The sequence below is a fragment of the Devosia sp. genome, assembly GCF_014860165.1.
GTDB lineage: Bacteria > Pseudomonadota > Alphaproteobacteria > Rhizobiales > Devosiaceae > Devosia.
This window is the reverse complement of the sequence record NZ_JACZKG010000075.1, coordinates 1-15,108: the sequence shown is the minus strand read 5'-3', so window position 1 is coordinate 15,108 and position 15,108 is coordinate 1. Positions and strand designations below refer to the sequence as shown.

General features: G+C 62.7%; 14 protein-coding genes and 1 tRNA gene. 11 read left to right on the top strand and 4 right to left on the bottom strand.

Annotation, left to right across the window (positions count from 1 at the left end; translation table 11 throughout):
* Positions 1 to 128 precede the first annotated feature (128 nt).
* The 6 genes from IH615_RS19455 to IH615_RS19430 all read left to right on the top strand — a co-directional run bounded on the left by IH615_RS19455 (position 129) and on the right by IH615_RS19430 (position 7,529).
* Positions 129 to 2,051, top strand: a complete 1,923-nt coding sequence (locus IH615_RS19455; protein WP_291364551.1) for an ABC transporter substrate-binding protein — start codon at positions 129 to 131, stop codon at positions 2,049 to 2,051.
* A gap of 313 nt (positions 2,052 to 2,364) precedes the next feature.
* Positions 2,365 to 3,369, top strand: coding sequence for an ABC transporter permease (locus IH615_RS19450; RefSeq protein WP_291364550.1), 1,005 nt, complete (start codon positions 2,365 to 2,367; stop codon positions 3,367 to 3,369).
* Positions 3,370 to 3,374: 5 nt separating this feature from the next.
* Positions 3,375 to 4,232 carry an ABC transporter permease gene (locus IH615_RS19445; RefSeq protein WP_291364549.1) on the top strand — a complete coding sequence of 286 codons (858 nt, stop codon included), beginning with the start codon at positions 3,375 to 3,377 and terminating at the stop codon, positions 4,230 to 4,232.
* A gap of 4 nt (positions 4,233 to 4,236) precedes the next feature.
* Positions 4,237 to 5,262 (top strand): ABC transporter ATP-binding protein, encoded by a 1,026-nt coding sequence (locus IH615_RS19440; protein ID WP_291364548.1) that lies wholly within the window; start codon positions 4,237 to 4,239, stop codon positions 5,260 to 5,262.
* Positions 5,259 to 6,179 (top strand): ABC transporter ATP-binding protein, encoded by a 921-nt coding sequence (locus IH615_RS19435; protein WP_291364547.1) that lies wholly within the window; start codon positions 5,259 to 5,261, stop codon positions 6,177 to 6,179. Before IH615_RS19440 ends, IH615_RS19435 begins: the two co-directional genes overlap by 4 nt.
* Before the next feature lie 261 nt (positions 6,180 to 6,440).
* Positions 6,441 to 7,529, top strand: a complete 1,089-nt coding sequence (locus IH615_RS19430) for a cache domain-containing protein (RefSeq protein ID WP_291364546.1) — start codon at positions 6,441 to 6,443, stop codon at positions 7,527 to 7,529.
* On the opposite strand, the gene IH615_RS19425 is transcribed toward IH615_RS19430, so the two are convergent.
* Both IH615_RS19425 and IH615_RS19420 read right to left on the bottom strand, forming a co-directional pair.
* Positions 7,526 to 9,496 carry a cellulose synthase catalytic subunit gene (locus IH615_RS19425; protein WP_291364545.1) on the bottom strand — a complete coding sequence of 657 codons (1,971 nt, stop codon included), beginning with the start codon at positions 9,494 to 9,496 and terminating at the stop codon, positions 7,526 to 7,528. The genes IH615_RS19430 and IH615_RS19425 overlap by 4 nt on opposite strands.
* Complete coding sequence (locus tag IH615_RS19420; RefSeq protein WP_291364544.1) at positions 9,496 to 10,317, bottom strand: HlyD family secretion protein; 822 nt, start codon at positions 10,315 to 10,317, stop codon at positions 9,496 to 9,498. The genes IH615_RS19425 and IH615_RS19420 overlap by 1 nt, the downstream gene beginning before the upstream one ends.
* 164 nt (positions 10,318 to 10,481) lie before the next feature.
* Here IH615_RS19420 and IH615_RS19415 point away from each other — a divergent pair, with 164 nt between their 5' ends.
* Positions 10,482 to 10,763 carry a hypothetical protein gene (locus IH615_RS19415; protein WP_291364543.1) on the top strand — a complete coding sequence of 94 codons (282 nt, stop codon included), beginning with the start codon at positions 10,482 to 10,484 and terminating at the stop codon, positions 10,761 to 10,763.
* Between the two features lie 109 nt (positions 10,764 to 10,872).
* Here the strand turns inward: IH615_RS19415 and IH615_RS19410 are convergent.
* Positions 10,873 to 10,946 (bottom strand) — tRNA-Gly (locus tag IH615_RS19410).
* 119 nt (positions 10,947 to 11,065) lie between these two features.
* Positions 11,066 to 12,250 (bottom strand): aminotransferase class I/II-fold pyridoxal phosphate-dependent enzyme, encoded by a 1,185-nt coding sequence (locus IH615_RS19405; RefSeq protein ID WP_291364542.1) that lies wholly within the window; start codon positions 12,248 to 12,250, stop codon positions 11,066 to 11,068.
* Positions 12,251 to 12,417: 167 nt separating this feature from the next.
* On the opposite strand from IH615_RS19405, the gene IH615_RS19400 reads away from it, so the two are divergent.
* The 4 genes from IH615_RS19400 to IH615_RS19385 form a co-directional block, all read left to right on the top strand.
* Positions 12,418 to 13,464: an HD domain-containing phosphohydrolase gene (locus tag IH615_RS19400; protein ID WP_291364541.1), complete on the top strand. Its 1,047-nt coding sequence runs from the start codon at positions 12,418 to 12,420 to the stop codon at positions 13,462 to 13,464.
* A 538-nt stretch (positions 13,465 to 14,002) separates the two neighbouring features.
* Positions 14,003 to 14,350 carry an STAS domain-containing protein gene (locus IH615_RS19395; protein WP_291364540.1) on the top strand — a complete coding sequence of 116 codons (348 nt, stop codon included), beginning with the start codon at positions 14,003 to 14,005 and terminating at the stop codon, positions 14,348 to 14,350.
* On the top strand, positions 14,347 to 14,715 hold the full coding sequence (locus IH615_RS19390; RefSeq protein WP_291364539.1) for a response regulator: 369 nt from the start codon (positions 14,347 to 14,349) through the stop codon (positions 14,713 to 14,715). The genes IH615_RS19395 and IH615_RS19390 overlap by 4 nt, the downstream gene beginning before the upstream one ends.
* A partial coding sequence (locus IH615_RS19385) for an Hpt domain-containing protein (protein ID WP_291364538.1) occupies positions 14,712 to 15,108 on the top strand: 397 nt, incomplete at its 3' end. The genes IH615_RS19390 and IH615_RS19385, both read left to right, overlap by 4 nt.

Sequence of the window (15,108 nt, the reverse complement as noted above, 5' to 3'; positions counted from 1 at the left end):
TCAAAACTGATGGAGCCCGCCGTTTGTATCCAGAAATATGATGAACATCATGATCCTCATTGACAACAGTCAGGGGGTCCTTAGTATGATTAATGAGGGCGCTGGAGGGCGTCCCAAGGGAGGAAAAATTGGATAGACGCAATTTTCTTATCGGAACTTCCGTTACCGCGCTGATGCTGGCCAGTACCCGGCTGTCATTCGCCCAGGACGCTGCTGAAGGCGCGGCGCCTGACCTGACGAGCTTTCCACGCAACGAGACTGTGATCGTTCACAATCCCGAAGGCGTGATCCGCAATCCGGCCTGGTTCAATCCCTGGGTCGTGGGCAGCGGCGCCGGTACCAGCAACGGCACGCATAACCTGACCACGGACACGCTGTGGTTCATCGACCCCGATGCCGGCGTCGAGGGCGCCAGCGAAAACGCAGTCTACAATTCCCTGGCCGACGGCCCGTGGGAATACAATGCCGACTTCACGGAGATGACCGTGAAGCTCAAAAAGGGCATTAAGTGGAGCGACGGCGTCGACTTCACGGCCGCCGACGTCGTCTATACTGTCGAAAAGCAGAAGGCCACGCCGGGTACGCCCTACAATGGCGCCTTCACCGCCCAGGTGAAGACGGTCGAAGCGCCGGACGACTATACGGTCCACTTCGTGCTCAATGCCCCGAACTCGCGCTTCCACGCGCTGTTCTCGGTGCGTTGGACTGCGGCATGGATCATGCCCAAGCACATCATGGAAGCTCAGGAAGATATCCTGAAATTCGACAATAACCCGCCGGTGAGCCTGGGGCCGTACACGCTCCATTCCTTCGATCCGAACGGCACCTGGTATATCTGGGAAAAGCGCGCCGATTGGGAAGCGACCGCTCTCGGCATGGTGGGCGAGCCCAAGCCGAAGTACATCATCTACCGGAACAACATTTCCACCGACAATCGCCTGATCGAGATCCGCAACGGCAATCTTGATATGGTCCACGATCTAACGCCGGAAGGCACCTTCTCGGTCGTGCAGCAGGACCCGCAGATCCAGGGCTGGTTCCCGGGCTTCCCCTATGCCCACCCCGATCCGACCCTGGTCATGGCCATCCCGAACCATCAGAATCCCAAGTTCCAGGACAAGCGCGTCCGCTGGGCCCTGGCTCTGATGCTCGATGCACGTGCCATGTCGATGGCGTCCTATCGTGGTGCAGCAACGCTGTCCGCCATCTCGGTGCCGCCGACCGGAACGCATCCGCGCGACTACCATGGTCCGCTCCAGCAGTTCCTGACCGACTACGAGATCGACACCGGCACCAGCAAGGTCAAGCCCTACGACCCCACCATCGGTATCCAGATTGCCGATATGGTGCGGCCGCAGTTCGGTGACGCCGTCCCGACCGACGAAACGGCTATCCGCAACGCCTTCGGCTACGGCTGGTGGAAGCAGAATGTCGAAGCTGCCGGCGAATTGCTCACGGCTGCCGGCTTCACCAAGAATGGCAACCAGTGGATGATGCCCGATGGACAGCCCTTCGCCTTCGAGGTGATGGTGCCGGCCGAAGGCGTGGTCAACCGTCTCGGTGTGATCATTGCGCAGACCTGGTCGCAGAACGGCATCCAGGCGACTGCACAGGTCGACTCCGACACCTGGGGCCGCCAGCGCGTTGGCGATTACGAAGTCAACATCGCCTGGGCCGTGGAAACCTGGGGCGGTCACCCCGACCTCAGCTTCTTCCTCGACAGCTACCACTCGGCCTATGTCGCCGAGCCGGGCGCTTCGCAGCCAGACCGCAACTGGATGCGCTGGAAGGATCCGCGTCTCGACGAGATCATCGAGAAGATCCGCGGCATCGACTTCAACGACCCCAAGGGCATCGAATACGGCACGGATTTCGTCAAGCTTCACCTCGAGGAAATGCCGAATATCCCGATCATGGCGTATAACGTGTTCTCCATTCAGTCCAACAAGTACTGGACTGGCTGGCCGGACGCGAACAACAACTATGCCAACCCGGTGACCAATTGGTCCAACGGCCGGTATATCTTCACCCAGATCACGCCCGTGGCGTAACGTCGTCCTCCCGGATGGCCCGGCGTCATTGCCGGGCCGTTCTGAGGGGCGCGACCTGCCTCGTGCCCCTCTCTGTTTTTCGCGGTGGTCCAAAATGCCCGGCGTCATTCCTGCGCGGACGGGATTCCACATTTAGGCCGCCGGGGAAAGATGAGAATGGATTCCCGCCTTCGCGGGAATGACGCGGTGGGTGGGATAATGCCTGGAACAGGGGCGCGTATGGGCGCGCTCGCCACTCCCCTCACCGTCTCGGCATTGCCGAGACACCTCTCCGCGATGGAGAGAGGATCAAGAGGACGGTTGAGGAGTCCGCATGCACGGTTACCTATGGTTCATCGCAAAACGCGCGCTACAGATGCTGGCAGTAATCTTCTGTGCCATCTCGGCGACGTTTCTGGTGACGCATCTCTCACCGATCGATCCGGTCGAACAAGTCTTGGGTCGCCTGTCCTCGCGTGCCAACCTCTCGCCTGAAGCCATCGCCTCGACGCGCGCGGCACTGAGTGACCTGTTTGGCACCGGCGCGCCGCTCCACGAGCAGTATGTCAACTTCTGGCTGCGGCTCGTCCGCGGCGACTTCGGGCCCTCGCTGATGGCCTTCCCCACGCCGGCAATGGATATCGTGGCGCGGGCCATGCCCTGGACTCTGGGGCTGCTGGTGTCGGCCACCCTGATCACCTTCGTCATCGGCAACCTCCTGGGCGCGCTGGCCGGGTACAACCAGAATAACCGCTTCTTCAAGCTCTTCGGCATCATCGCAATGGGCATCCAGCCCATCCCTTATTACGTGGTGGCTTTCATCCTGTTGATCATCTTCGGCTTCCTCTGGCCGGTGCTGCCCATTTCGGGTGGTTTCGCCATGGACGTTACGCCCGGCTATAACTGGCCGTTCATCAGCTCGGTGCTGCAGCACGCCATTCTGCCCACCCTTTCGGTGGTAATTGTGGGGTTTGGCGGCTGGTTCATCGGCATGCGCGCACTGGTGTCCAATGTCGTCAACGACGATTATGTGACCTATGCGGAACTGGCGGGCGTGGACAAATCCACGATCGTGGGCGGCTACGTGATCCGCAATGCCATGGTACCGCAGTTGACTGCGCTGGCGCTGGCGCTGGGCGGCGTGTTTTCCGGCACCGTCATCACTGAGCAGGTGTTCAACTATCCGGGCCTGGGGTCGCTGTTGATCGACGCCGTGAACTATGGCGACTATTCGCTGGTGCTGGCGGTTTCGACCGTGTCGATCACCGCCGTCGCCGTGGCGATCTTTACTGTCGATCTGCTGCATCCTCTGCTCGATCCACGCGTGAAGGCGGAGTAGCGCCGATGTTTGCCGTCTTCCGCGACCTGGTTCGCTACAATGCCGAATTCACCATCGGCCTCGTCCTGGTGGTCATCATCGTGGCGTTTTCCGCCGCGAGCTTCTTCTCGCCGGTCGATCCGTCGCTGATCTATATGACCATTCCCGATCAGCCGCCGTCCGCGCAGTATTGGTTCGGCACCAACTCACGCGGCCAGGACATGTTCTGGCACCTGGCGGCCGCGTTCAAGAACAGCCTGATCTTCGGGCTGACCGTGGCGGTGCTGAGTCGCATCATCTCGATAGCGGTGGGCCTGACCTCGGGCTATCTCGGCGGCTGGGTCGACCGGGTGCTGATGTTCATCAACGACATCTTCGTTTCCGTGCCGATCTTCCCGATCCTGGTGCTGTTCTATTTCGTGTTGCGCAACAATATGGACAGCTTCACCCTGGCGCTGATCATGGCCGGTTTCGGCTGGCCCTTCGACGCCCGGCTCATCCGCTCGGTGGCCGTGGGCCTCAAGCATCGCGAATTCACCCGCCATGCGGTATTCGCGGGCATGAGCACGCCCAAGGTGCTGCTTGAAGAACATCTGCCCTATGTGATGCCCATCGTCTTCGCCACCTTCATGAACAACATGCTGTGGTCGATCGGCCTCGAAGTGACCCTGGCAGTGCTGGGCTTCACCAATATCAACCAGCCCACAATCGGCACGGTGCTCTACTGGGCCAACAGCCACTCGGCCATGGTGGTGGGCACCTGGTGGTGGATCGTCATCCCGGTGATCCTGATCGTCATGACGTTCCTGGGCCTGTTCCTGCTGGCCGTCTCGATGAACGAATATATCGACCCGCGCAGCCGCCTGCGCCGCATGGGAGCCTAGGCCAATGACCGAAGATCTGCTCAAGGTCGAGGGCCTCAAGGCCTATTACCAGATGAACTATTTCGGCGTGGAACGCGAAGTGCGCGCCGTCGACGACATCACTATGACCATCCGCAAGAACGAGATCTACGGCATTGCCGGGGAAAGCTCTTCGGGCAAGACCAGCTTCATCAAGGTGCTGGCCGCCGCAATCCGGCCGCCGATGCGTATCGTGGCCGGGTCGGTGAAGTATGACTTCAAGAACGGCCCCATCGATGTCGCGACAGCCACGCCCGCCCAGATCGAGGCGGTGCGCTGGCGGCACCTGAGCTACATCATGCAGGGCTCCATGAGCGTGCTCAACCCGGTGCGCCGCATCGGGCGGACCTTCGAGGATTTCGCCAGGCGCCCGCTGGGGCTGAGCGGCGAAGCGTACCGGGCGCGTGTGCTCAACCATCTCGAGCGCCTCAAGTTGCCCGCCGACGTGCTCAATGCCTATCCGCACGAGCTTTCGGGCGGCATGCGCCAGCGCGTGACCATTGGCCTGGCCACCGTCTGCCACCCCGAATTCGTTATTGCCGACGAGCCGACCACGGCGCTCGACGTGGTCGTGCAGAAGGAAGTGCTGGGGCTGATCCGCGAAATCCAGCAGGACATGGGCTCGTCCGTGGTCTTCGTCACCCATGACATGACCGTCCATGCCAACATGGCTGACCGGGTCGGCATCATCTATGCCGGGCGGCTGGTGGAGGAGGGGCCGACGCGGCAGATGTTCTTCGCGCCCAAGCATCCCTATACCGCCCACCTGGTGGCCAGCCTGCCGCGCATCGGCGACACCGCCCAGCGCCCGGCGCTGGAGGGTCGCCCGCCGAGCCTCGCCAGTCCGCCCAGCGGCTGCCGCTTCCACCCCCGCTGCCCGCTGGCGATCGACAAATGCAAGACGGATGTCCCGCCGCTCATCCAAGTGGCCAATGATCACCGTTCTGCCTGCTGGCGCTGGCAGGACGTAGAGCCGCTTGTGGTGCCGCAGCGGCATGAGGTGATGGCATGAGCACACTGCTCGACGTCCGCAACGTATCCAAGCGCTTCACTATGGGCGGCCTGCTGTCGCGCAAGACCGTCGACGCCGTCCAGGATGCGAGCCTGTCGCTGAGCGCCGAGACGCCGGAGATCTTCACCATCATCGGGGAATCCGGCTCGGGCAAGACCACGCTGGCGCGCATGATCCTGGGTCTGGAACTGCCCACCGATGGCGAGATCAGCTTTCGCGGCAAGACCGTGAGCCATCGGGTGGGGCGCCAGGAACGGCTGGAATTCATGGCCAATGTGCAGCCGGTCTTCCAGAACCCGTTCGAGGCTTTCAATCCGCTCAAGCGCATCGATCGCTACCTCGAATCCACCGCCAAGCGTTTCCTCAAGCTGCGCCATCGCGACGATCTCGACGCGGCAATGGACAGCGCCCTGCAAAAGGTCGGCCTGAGCATTGCGGAAGTCCGCGGGCGCTTCCCCCATGAAATGAGCGGCGGCCAGCTGCAGCGTGCCGCCATCGCCCGGGCGCTGATCCCCAATCCGCCGCTGCTGGTCGCCGACGAACCGGTCAGCATGGTGGATGCCAGCCTGCGCATGAGCATCGTCAACCTGCTCAAGAGCCTGCGCGACGACCTCAGGGTCAGCGTCATCTACATCACCCACGACCTGGCCACCGCCTATTACATCTCCAACCGCCTGATCATCATGCAGCGCGGGCGGATCGTGGAAATGGGCGATGCCCGGACCGTGCTCGACAATCCCGAGCACCCCTATTCGCGCCTGCTCAAGGCCAGCGTGCTATCGACCGAGGATGCCGGCAGCGGCAAGCTCATCACCGATCCCGGCATGGCCGAACGGGCAACGGCCCTGATCCGCCAGCCGGGCAGGTTGGTAGCCCGACCCGACGGCCGCAGCGTCCGGGTGTACGAAAGGGCCTGAGAGAACGGCCGATGCCCGCCCCGCAGCGGGGCAAGAGCGATGCCATGAAGCGAGCGTCAGACAGACCGCGGGGGGAAGCACCGGCTTTCCCCCGGGGTCATGCTTGTGCGGGAGATATCGCTTCCATCCAGCATGCCGGCGAGCCATACGCCGAGGCAGTGCTGAAACGGCCCGGACTTTGACCGGGTTAACCTTGTCGACTGGTGGTCGGGAACAAACGGGCCGTTGCACCCCTTAGCCGTCACCGGGAGATGAAGCGCCATGCAGCTACGGACCTTGCTCACTCTGGTGGTTGGCCTGATTGGCACTGTTGTGTTTGTCATCGTTGCACTGGTCTTCCAGAACAACCTGAACACCTATCAGGCGGAGACCTCGGAACATGCGGTGCGCGTTCGCGCGCAGGCGCTTGGCAGCTTTCTCACGCGAACGCTTTATGAGGAGTGGCGCCAGCTGGAGGCTTCGGCCGCCGAGTTCTCCAGGGCGGACCTTCCCGCGCTGCGCGAGCGGCTCGATGCATTGGCGGGCAATCCCGACAAGATCTCATGGATGGGCGTGGCATCGCCTGAAGGCAGGATACTGGCCTCGACCGGTGGCTTGCTGGAGGGGCAGAGCGTGGCCGAGCGACCCTGGTTTCAGCAGGGCCTGGCCGGTCCCTTCGCCGGCGACGTGCATGAGGCGGTACTTCTGGCGCGCCTGCTGCAGAATGATACCAGCGAACCCCTGCGGTTCGTCGATTTTTCGGCACCCATTGTCGGCGCCGATGGCCAGGTCATGGGCGTGCTTGGCGCGCATGTGAACTGGCGCTGGGTCCGCAACGTCGCCGCGGAGGCCGCCCGGCAACTCGAACTGGATGCCTTCGTGGTCAACAGGGAGGGTACGGTGATCCTCGCCACGGCGCCGATCGACGAAGCCAGTGCGGCGCTGCCCTCGTTCGAGGCGGCCCGGCGCGGGGTGACGTCGAACTTCACCGAAACCTGGGGCGACGGCACGGCTTACCATAGCTTCACCGTTCCAAACCTGACCTATGCCGATATGCCCTCCTTTGGCTGGGCGCTGGTCGCGCGGCTGGAGGAGAGTGCGTTCGATCTGTCCGAACAGAGCTTCCAGAGGCAGATGTGGGCCGCCGGGGCCGTCCTGTGGTTCGCCGTGCTGGTCATCTTTGCTCTGGTCGCCGGCATTCTGATCAGGCCGCTTCGCCGGCTGAGCGCGGCCCTTCTGTCACAGTCCAGAGGCGAGCCCACAGCCTATATCAGGGAACATCGCCGCACGGCGGAAAGCCAGGTGCTGTCGGAGGCCCTGGCGCGATTCCAGGCGTCCGGCCCCGGCGGGGATTCGGGATCGTCGGGTTAGTGCACGGTGCCGGCTATGATCCGGCGCAGCAGGCCGGCGCCCAGCGCAATGGCGGCAACGCCCGTGGTCCCCGGGGCGCCCGCGCGCGTGTGGAGCTTTTCCACGAGCAACTCGCGCTGCTGGTTGGTGAGGAAGATATCGGCGTCCACGGTGGCGCCCAGCAGCAGCGTGGTCGTCGCCGACACGCCGCCCAGCCCGGCAACGGCAACCTTGAGTTGCGTACCAGCGGGCACGGAAAGCCCGCGCAGGCGCACGGCCTCCAGGTTGATGTCTTCAAGCCAGGCGTTCCATTCCCGCCCGGCGCCGCGAACCACCACGCGCTCCGGATGGGACCGCAGCACGGAGGCAGTGCGCGGCAGTTCCACGCAGACCAGCACGGTTCCTGCCAGAACCAGGAGATTATAGAGCGTCCAGAACAGGATGACGCTCTTCCCCTCGGCGGCACGCGCGTCGAACAGGTAGTCTGATGCCAGCCCGACCGACAGCCCGCCCAGCGTGAGCAGGAACAGCACGAGGAAGCGTCGCATGAGGCTCCACTGCACGGTCAGGGTCCCCCTGTCGCCCCCCTTCATCGTCACCTTGAAGGCGTGCCCGCGCGGCCGGACCAGACCGGCTATCGCGGCGCGCGAAATTTCCCAGGCGCCCACGAGCTGGCTGATGTCGTTGACCACAGGAACGAACATCCCCACCGACACAAAGTTGAGGAACAGCATTGTGCCGAGATAATAGGGAACGAAGTAGAAGATGACCTCGTTGAGCTGCGCATCCATGACGATGGCGCCGAAATACCAGTAGAACAGCGGGTAGATCAGGCAGGCGAGCTTGAACGGGAAGGTGGTCAGCCAATAGGCGGCTGAATCCAGTATGCTCCACCGATCCCGCCAGCGCAGGCGACGCCGGCTCATCGGGCCTGCCTCGCTGTGAACGATTTGCATCAGCCCCAGGCACCAGCGGGCGCGCTGCGTGATGTATTCCTTGAGCCCCTCGGGCGCCAATCCCTCGCTCAGCGGCTCATTGAGATAGACGGTCGCATAGTCATGCATGGCGAGGGTTGCGGTCAGCAAATAGTCTTCCGTCACGCTCGATGTGGGGAAGTCGCCGATAGCCTCGAGCGCTGACCAGCGCACGATGGACGATGTCCCGCAGCACACCGCAATGCCCCAGGCGTCTCGCGCCGGTTGCATGTAGTCGAAAAAGAAGCGCTGCTCATCGGGATAGGAGCGGCTGATCCCCAGATTGTGCTGGATTGGATCGGGGTTGAAGAAGTGCTGTGGCGTCTGCACCAGCCCCACCGCGGGATCGGCGAAAAGGGCAAGTCCGCGCGTCAGGAAATCGCGATGCGGCACGAAATCCGCGTCGAGCACGGCCACAAAATCGGATACCCGCCGATGCGCCCTGAGCAAGGCAAGCGCGTGATTGATATTGCCGGCCTTGCTGTCCCTGTTGTCCGGTCTTGTTACATGGACAACCCCCATGTCCCGGCACCGTTCACCCAGCCAGCCGCGCCGGCCATCGTCGAGCACGTAGATCGTCTTGTTGGGGTAGTCGCAGGCCAGGGCGCCGGCAATGGTGCGTTCCAGCACCGGCCATTCCTCATTGTAGGTCGCGATGAAGATGGCGACCCGCGGGTTTCGCGCGGCCATGCCCGCGGCGGCCGCGTCGGCCTCGGGCGAGCGGTTCCGGTAGCGCGAGAGGATGATGAAGGCCGAGACCCCGGACACGATGCTGCCGGCCTCGAACGCGAAGAACGACCAGCTGACCAGGGTGTCGAGGCTCCATCCCCATGGCGCCAATGTCTCTGTTGCCCGCCATGTGACGTAGCGAAGGCTGAAGACGATCGCCACAAGCGCCATGGCGATACGAGCCGGGATGAAGGTGCGCGAGAACATCGGCGCGACGGCAAGGCCTATTCCCAAAAGCAGGATGGAAGGCGCCAGCGCGACAACCCAGTCGGGAAAGTTCAGCATCAAAGGCCCAGCGCGCCGATGAAATCGCCGATCGCGCCCAATGGTCCCTCGCTGAATACCACCCGTCCGGTTTCGCCAATCGGGCACTGGCCATTCGCCATCAGGCCAGCGCCCTCGAGCAGCACTGCATACCCCTCCGTCTGCTCCCGGGTTGGGCTGACCGCCAGGGTGTCGAACAGGGTACGCGGCCCCGTGCCGGCCCGCAGGGTCACTATGACCGGCACCACCTGTCCATCGTGAAAACGGAACTGCGCGGCGTCGCCGGGGCTGAGCTCGTTGAAGATGCGTTGATCCACCGTGGCGTGCACGAACAGCCCGTCGCAATCGGCAAGGTTGGCGATGACGTCCCCACGGGCAATGACATCCCCACTATAGACGGGCAGGCTCCATACCACCCCACCGACCGGCGAGCGGATCGAGGCGACGTTGCGCGCAACAAGTGCGGCCCGCCGGGCCTGCAGCATGCGTTCGTACGCAGCCAGCCGCTCGGTCGCAAGGCGCCTGGCGGCTTCATCAACAGCCTCGAGACGGTCCAGGGCCTTGAGCTCGGCCAGCGCTTCGAGCCGGCCCTGCTCGATCCAGGACAGCGCCGAGTCGCTGTCGCGGCTCGTCGCGACCGAACCCATCACCTCGCCTTCCGCGATGCGCCCGCCAGTTGGAACGACCGACAGTTGCAGCATTCCCTCGAGCGGCGCCCGCACGGCCGCCAGCCGCGTGTTCACATAGGCATTGCCGCTCGAGCCGACCAGTTGCTCGCCGGCAATCACATAGACCGCGAACAGGATGGCGAGGAGGCCGACGATTCTCAGCGCGTATTTCAAGCAGGTTTCTCCTTGCCGGAACAACGGGTTCGACTCGTCACCGAGGCCAACCCTTGCAGCGGAAGGTGAATCAATAGCTGCCCGATTGGATACAATTGCGATCCCGAATTTGGGTCGGTGGAAAACCTTGCAGGGCAGGGTGGGAACGCAATCAGGAGTGCGTCTTGCCCACCCCCAGACACTTGCCTTGGATCGGAGCCTGCCTGCTCGGCGGGGCCATCGTTGTGGTCATCGGCGCCACCTGCCTCTATGCTGCGTCATATGGCGGACCCGCCTGGATGGCCGGCCGCGAGGCGTCGATCTTCCTCAAGCTCTCGGCCCTGACGGCCGTTGCAGTTGTCGTCGACATCTGTTGGCGAGCTCTTGCGCCGATGCCCGTATCTGACGCTGTCGACCATGCATCGACACGGCCGGAAATCGCCAGCGCCCGCGTCCCTGGCGAATGACTACGGCGCTAATCCGACCATGGAACAGCTGAATCCGCTGATGTGACGGTGTCACGGAAACGGGCCGGCCGGTGCCGACGAGCATATCCGTGCGACGATGTGGGATTTTTGGAGCGGGTGAAGGGAATCGAACCCTCGTCGTAAGCTTGGGAAGCTTCTGCTCTACCATTGAGCTACACCCGCGACGCGCAACTAGATGCTGGAAATCGGCCGGTGCGTCAAGGCGGGTCGGTGCGTGTGTGGCGCAGCCAGGGCGAATTTGCGCAGCCCCAAGACGCCCGCCCCTATCGGGTCAGAATTGTCTAGCGCAGAACTTCATGTAGAACAGGCAGAGCTGCTTCCACCATCGCGTCGGAAGCCGTCAGGCTGATGCGGAAGCAGTCTGGCGCCCCGAGGATCGTGCCGGGCATGACGAAGACGTTCCTGTCCGCCAGGTCATTCCAGAGTCGTTCCGGATCTCCGGGCCACCGGCCCCAGAGATAGAACGTGCCCTCTGGATTGGTAACCTGGCATCCGGAGCCTTGAAGCTCCTGTAGCAAGGTGTTCCTTCGCCTGTGCAAAGCAGCAAGATCGATACTGAGATCCTCAAGATCGCGGATCGCGTGCTGCATGATCGCGTTGGGAAAACACCAGCCAAGCGCCATTTGGCTTGCGAACATCACCGCCCGCAACTGATGGCGTTCAGCCGTTGGCATCAGTGGCGAAATCGCCAGATATCCAAGCCTTTGCCCAGGCGCGAGCAAGACCTTGCCATAGCTATAGTCGATCAAGGTCCATGGATAGAGTTGCGCGGCGCTGACAAATGGGGCGTTGTCGAAGCGGAGCCGCCGGTAAGGCTCGTCGGAAAGCAGATATATGCGTCGATTGATCCGCAGGGACTGACGCTCAAGCATCTCCGCCAGTTCTTTGAGCAGTTCGGCGCTGTAGATTCGCCCGGTGGGATTATGCGGTGAATTGATGATAACGAGCCGCGTTCGTGGCGTTACCGCCGCCTCGATTGCCGCAATGTCCAGGTCGAAGTTGTCGGCCTTCAGGTCCACCTTCACCGGAACCGCGTCTGCCAGATGCAGCATCGGCTCGTAGCAGAACCAGGCGGGCTCACAATAGATTGCCTCATCGCCGGCATCCAGCAGGACGCGGAAAGCCAGCGAGATGGCAGCAAAGGCGCCCGCGGTCAGTGCGAAGTCCTCAGGTTCGAAGGGCAGTCCGAGCTCCAGGCTCAGCCGCTCTGCAAGGAAAGCCTGCGGCTCCGGTTCGCTCGACTTGTAGGCGAACCAGTTTTTGTCTTCGGGTTCCGCCGCTCGGGTCAAGGCACTGACAAGGCCGCGCAGGGGCATTTCGTGGGGATTGCCGAACGTGAAGTCCGCGATGCCGCCGTCCCCGCGCTGCTTGCCGTACCGCGAATTGAAGTAAAAGTCGGCAACCGCTGCAAAGGACTTGTCGGCGGCCAAAGCGCGCTGGGATATCCTCGAGCTGATCTGCGCCATTGTTCTCTCCCTCGAGGCCATTGGCACTAACCCTACGCCCTTGCCTTAAGCTTGCCTAGTCGGCCTTGGGGATGGCGACGTTTGGCGCCCTGGCCGCCTCAAGTCGTGGCAATTAACAGTCGCATAACGGCTTCACGCCTATCCTTGCGCCAGTTCCGGGGGCGGATATGCGTATCTTGATCGTTGACGACAGTCGGTCGAGCCTTGCCATGATCGGTACGATCGTCAGGGCGGCCACCAACGCCGATATCGATGCATACCTGCATCCCTTCGAGGCCCTGGAACAGACCAGGCTCACCCAATACGACCTGGTGCTGGTCGACCACATCATGCCCGAAATGGACGGCGTTCAGTTCACCAGCGCCCTGCGCGCCCGCGACGCCTACCGGCTGGTGCCCATCGTCATGGTCACCTCGGACATGGACCGCAATACGCGCATCGAGGCCATCCGCGCAGGCGCCACCGACTTCGTCAACAAGCCCTTCGATCCCACCGAGCTGCAGGCCCGTGTCGCCAACCTGCTGACCCTGCGCGCCGCGCAGGTCGAGCTGGCCGACCGCGCCGCCTGGTTGGCGCGTGAGGTCGAGACGGCCACGGCGCACCTGCTGGCGCGTGAAGAGGAGATCATCTGGCGCCTGGCGCGTGCCATCGAATATCGCGACGGCGATACGGGTGAACATGTCTCGCGCGTCGCCCAGATCAGCCAGCTCATTGCATCAGGCATCGGCCTCAGCGCCCAGCGCTGCCGCATGATCTACCTGGCGGCGCCGCTGCACGATATCGGCAAGATCGGCATTGCCGATGCCATTCTGGGCAAGCCCGGCAAGCTGACGCCCGAAGAGTTCAGGATCATGCGCGAGCATGTCACCATCGGCGCCCGCATCCTGGAGAACGGTTCGTCCGAACTGATCCGGACCGCCGAGCTGATCGCGCAGAGCCACCACGAGCGCTGGGATGGCACGGGCTATCCGGACCGCCTGTCGGGGGGCGATATCCCCATCGAGGCGCGCGTTGTGGCCATAGCCGACGTATTCGACGCACTCTGCTCGGAACGGCCCTACAAGGCGGCCTGGCCCATCGAGAAGGCCTATGCCGAAATCGTCGCCTGCAGCGGCAGCCACTTCGACCCCGCCTGCGTTGCCGCCTTCAGCGCCAAGTGGCCCGAAATCGAGGCCATCATGGGTGGCGCTCAGGCCGCCGCGGTCGGCTTCTAGCTCCCCTTCCCCTTTCGGCATCGCACGCTCGTTTGGACCCCTGCGGTTTGTCCATGCGCCGCGAATGGTCCGCGTTCCCCGGTAAAAATGCCGGCCCGCGAGGTTCCGGGCAAGATCAGGCGGTCGCCGGAATTTGGCATCCTCGAACAATACTGGGCCGGATCGGCAATAATACTTTGCCCTTGATTCGAGTCTGACTCGCGCCGTCTGAGTCGAAGACTCGACGCAATAGAATCGAGACTGAGTCGATCATCTGAATCCACTGCGAGGATTCTGAATCAATCGCAGATTATTTGCTGAGTTTGAGCAGAAGAAAATTGATCAAGGGAAGTATCAATCAGTAAGGGTGCCTTAATCAACTTCGCATACAGTCTGTAATGCATCGGATGGGAATACGATGTGCGTAGTGAAATCAAGGAATGCCTCAGTCAGCGGCGTAATTGATCGATAGATAATACGGCTCCACTGCTGCGGCCGCCCATCCAACGGTAGTAAAAGTTATGCGTTGCGTTTCGTGCTTTTCAGCCCGGTCATTGTCATGACCAGGGGCAGCGTTTACACGGTCAAGATATCAGGCGATGCCGGCCTTCGAGCGGCCCAGGACATCGCCTTGTCGCTGCGCCAGGCGCTCACCGGACACGACAGGGTCGCCATCGCGACCGAGGCGATATCAGGCGCCGACATCACCACCATCCAGCTGTTGTTGGCCGCCAACAGGCAGGCCCGGGACACGGGCAAGTCACTGTTCCTGGCCGCGCCGCCCTCAGGGGTGCTGCGCGCGCTGCTGATCGAGGTCGGCTGCCTTGATGCCAATGGCCATCCCCTGACCCCCGATGGCGACTTCTGGACACAATCTGCAAGACCGGGCGAGGGCAAGCCAGCATGAGCAAGACGATCCTGACCATCGACGATTCCGCATCCATCCGGCAGATGGTGGTGATGACGCTTTCGGCTGCGGGCCTCGATGTCATCGAGGCCATCAATGGCGCCGATGGCTATACCAAGGCCACCAGCCAGACGGTCCATGCCGTCATCACCGATCTCAACATGCCCGTCATGAACGGCATCGAATTCATCCGGAAATATCGTCAGCACCCTGCCAGCAAGGGCGTGCCGATCATCCTGCTGACCACTGAATCCGATGAAGAGCTCAAGCGCCAGGCCAAGGAAGCCGGCGCCACCGGCTGGATCGTCAAGCCCTTCAAGCAGGAGCAGCTGCTGGCCGTGATCAAGAAGGTCACCGGCGCATGAGCTTCCCCGATCCCACCGAGACATTTCGCCAGGAAGCAAGGGAACTGCTCGACCAGCTCGAGCTGGGCCTGCTCGACCTCGAGCAGAACCCTGCCAATGACGACCTGATCAACTCCACCTTCCGCGCCCTCCATACCATCAAGGGCTCGGGCGCCATGTTCGGCTTCACCGCCGTCGCCACCTTCGTCCACGAATTCGAGACCGCCTTCGACCAGGTCCGCAAGGGTCACACCCCGGCCACATCAGAACTGATCGCCGTGGCGCTCGATGCCAAGGACCATATCCACAAGCTGATCGAACAGCCCGACGCACCTCCCGCCGGCGGCGAAGCCATCCTCGAGGCCCTGCGCATCGTCATTTCGGGCGCTGGCACCGCACCGGCCGCCATCGCCC

Coding starts and splice junctions, on each gene's coding strand:
- IH615_RS19445 (WP_291364549.1), top strand. CDS start 3,375: ATGTTTGCCGTCTTCCGCGACCTGGTTCGCTACAATGCCGAATTCACC.
- IH615_RS19390 (WP_291364539.1), top strand. CDS start 14,347: ATGAGCAAGACGATCCTGACCATCGACGATTCCGCATCCATCCGGCAG.
- IH615_RS19400 (WP_291364541.1), top strand. CDS start 12,418: ATGCGTATCTTGATCGTTGACGACAGTCGGTCGAGCCTTGCCATGATC.
- IH615_RS19440 (WP_291364548.1), top strand. CDS start 4,237: ATGACCGAAGATCTGCTCAAGGTCGAGGGCCTCAAGGCCTATTACCAG.
- IH615_RS19450 (WP_291364550.1), top strand. CDS start 2,365: ATGCACGGTTACCTATGGTTCATCGCAAAACGCGCGCTACAGATGCTG.
- IH615_RS19430 (WP_291364546.1), top strand. CDS start 6,441: ATGCAGCTACGGACCTTGCTCACTCTGGTGGTTGGCCTGATTGGCACT.
- IH615_RS19395 (WP_291364540.1), top strand. CDS start 14,003: ATGACCAGGGGCAGCGTTTACACGGTCAAGATATCAGGCGATGCCGGC.
- IH615_RS19435 (WP_291364547.1), top strand. CDS start 5,259: ATGAGCACACTGCTCGACGTCCGCAACGTATCCAAGCGCTTCACTATG.
- IH615_RS19405 (WP_291364542.1), bottom strand. CDS start 12,250: ATGGCGCAGATCAGCTCGAGGATATCCCAGCGCGCTTTGGCCGCCGAC.
- IH615_RS19425 (WP_291364545.1), bottom strand. CDS start 9,496: ATGCTGAACTTTCCCGACTGGGTTGTCGCGCTGGCGCCTTCCATCCTG.